2 protein-coding genes are annotated in these 2,198 nt (G+C 36.6%); both read left to right on the top strand.

What is annotated here, in order from left to right; genetic code table 11:
* Positions 1 to 347, top strand: a 347-nt coding sequence (locus F893_RS18160; RefSeq protein ID WP_005253770.1) for a hypothetical protein, incomplete at its 5' end; no start/stop codon positions are given.
* Between the two features lie 532 nt (positions 348 to 879).
* Complete coding sequence (locus F893_RS16595; RefSeq protein WP_005253769.1) at positions 880 to 2,070, top strand: protein rep; 1,191 nt, start codon at positions 880 to 882, stop codon at positions 2,068 to 2,070.
* Positions 2,071 to 2,198 lie beyond the last annotated feature (128 nt).

Genomic DNA, 2,198 nt, shown 5'->3' with positions numbered 1-2,198 from the left:
GACCGCATCTTACAGAAATGAATCTTTATTTTTATATGCATAGCATTAGAGATTTTGAACTTATTGATTATCTTAAAACCAAAAAGAAGGAAAGAAAGCTTAATTCTTTGATCCTTAATTTATTACGCAAGCATATTGCTGAAGAGCGTAATGCTTTGGTTAATCAACTTCTAGAATCTGAAAAGGAATTAGGGTTTTTACCTTCACCTATTCAAAACCTTGGTTATTTAGAACGTGATTTGATTGATTCTGATGAGTTGAAAAAATCTATTTTAAAAATTGAATCTGAATTAAGTTCTTTAAAAGGTATTTTTTTAGTGGACTCTACTGCACCTGGTGCAGTTTAGTACTGCAAATAACATTTGCATAAGTGCGCCCTTCGGGGTGCATTTTTTGTCTTGGGAACACATTATATGCGTAATCTGTTACCTAATAGGACGAGGTGAGGACGGTGGCGGTGGAGGGCTCGCACTACCGCACCGCCCGCAACAAGGACATTACCTTTTACCAGTTTTCCCCGAACGAATGTCTATGAGTGACGACTCCAGAATAAGAATTTCAAAACCTTCCTCTCTGATTACAAGCTCCCTTTTAAACATTACCGGTAGATTTTAGAAAATGGGTTGGGGTTCCCATTTTCGACACGTCTTAACCTTTTATCTCAAAAGTTGTGGACTCTTGTCTCATGGTGATATTTTTTAACCATTTTTTTTGACTTTGATATTTCTAAGAGGGTATATTGATTTTGCACTTAACCCATCATGTGTTGTGATTTCTGTTTTAGTTTTTATTTTGTGTATGTGACGTGATGGTAAAAAAAATGGGCTGACTGTGCGCTAACACATCAACCCTTGATCAAACATAATTCTGGTATGTCCGATGACTTTATTTTATGGGGTAAATCCCTCTGTTACAAGCCCGAAAAAGGCTCAAAATCCAAGTTCTCTTGGTATATTTACGAAATCTCATGTAATCCGCTCGCCACAAGGCATACAGCGTCTTCATGATTTTCTTCTTCAAGACCAATCTGCAAAACTTTTACCTAAAGAACGCGTTTGTAATTGTCTTAAAAATCGCATCGACAAATATAAGCCTCGCGATATCAAATATAGTGAATCTCGAAAAAAAGCCCACTGGTCGAACGTTCAGCGTTGCGGTTCTATCTGGTCATGTCCTGTTTGTGCCAAGCAAATTACAGAAAAGCGTCGTCAAGAATTAAAAACTGGTCTGAATACATGGAAAACGCATTTTAAAGGCTCTGTTTATCTCCTCACTTTGACCTTTAGCCATTCCCCTGATCAATCCCTAAGAAATAACCTAAGTGGTCTTAAACGCGCTATGAAGCGTTTTTATGAAACGACACGTGTTCAGGCAATTTTTAAAGAATTAGGTGTCCACCATAAAATTAAAGGTCTTGAAGTTACCTACGGAAAAAATGGCTGGCATCCCCATCATCATGTTCTGCTTTTGGCCGATTATCACAATTTAGGTTTTAAAGATTATCAAAACGAATTAACTGGTCTTTGGATTAAAGCCTGTATTAATTCAGGCTTGAATGCTCCTTCAATGAAACATGGTTTAGACCTGCGTAATGGCTATTATGCGGAACAATATGTTTCTAAGTGGGGTATCGAAGATGAAATCACTAAGGGCCATACAAAAAAGGGTCGTGAAGGTGGTTATACCCCTTTTGATCTTCTCCAGTTATCGATTGAAAACCAAGAAATCTACGGAAAATTACCATCAAAGCTTTTTCAAGAATTTGCTATTGCCATGAAAGGTGCTCGTCAGCTTGTTTGGTCTCGTGGTCTTAAAAAGCTTTTAGATATTGAAGAAAAAACCGATGAAGAATTGGCGGAAGAGACAGAGAAAAACGCTATTACCTTAACAACTGTTGAAGATTTTATTTTTAGTTTGCTTTGTCATTATCAGAAACGACATGAGTATTTAAGAGCTATCGAATCTGATTATGAAAATGGAATATTTGGTTCTGGTGCGGCAGAACAATTATTAATTCAACTTTTAGAAAAATCGCTAAGTGAATCGGCTGTCACCGAAACACTTAGCTAACCACTTAGATCTATTAGGAGATCGTTATGGCTAGACCGCATCTTACAGAAATGAATCTTTATTTTTATATGCATAGCATTAGAGATTTTGAACTTATTGATTATCTTAAAACCAAAAAGAAGGAAAGA

Source organism: Acinetobacter sp. CIP 102136 (assembly GCF_000369685.1).
In the GTDB taxonomy this organism is placed as follows: domain Bacteria; phylum Pseudomonadota; class Gammaproteobacteria; order Pseudomonadales; family Moraxellaceae; genus Acinetobacter; species Acinetobacter fasciculus.
The sequence above is the reverse complement of the archived record's forward strand: the minus strand, read 5'-3'. Positions and strand labels throughout refer to the sequence as shown.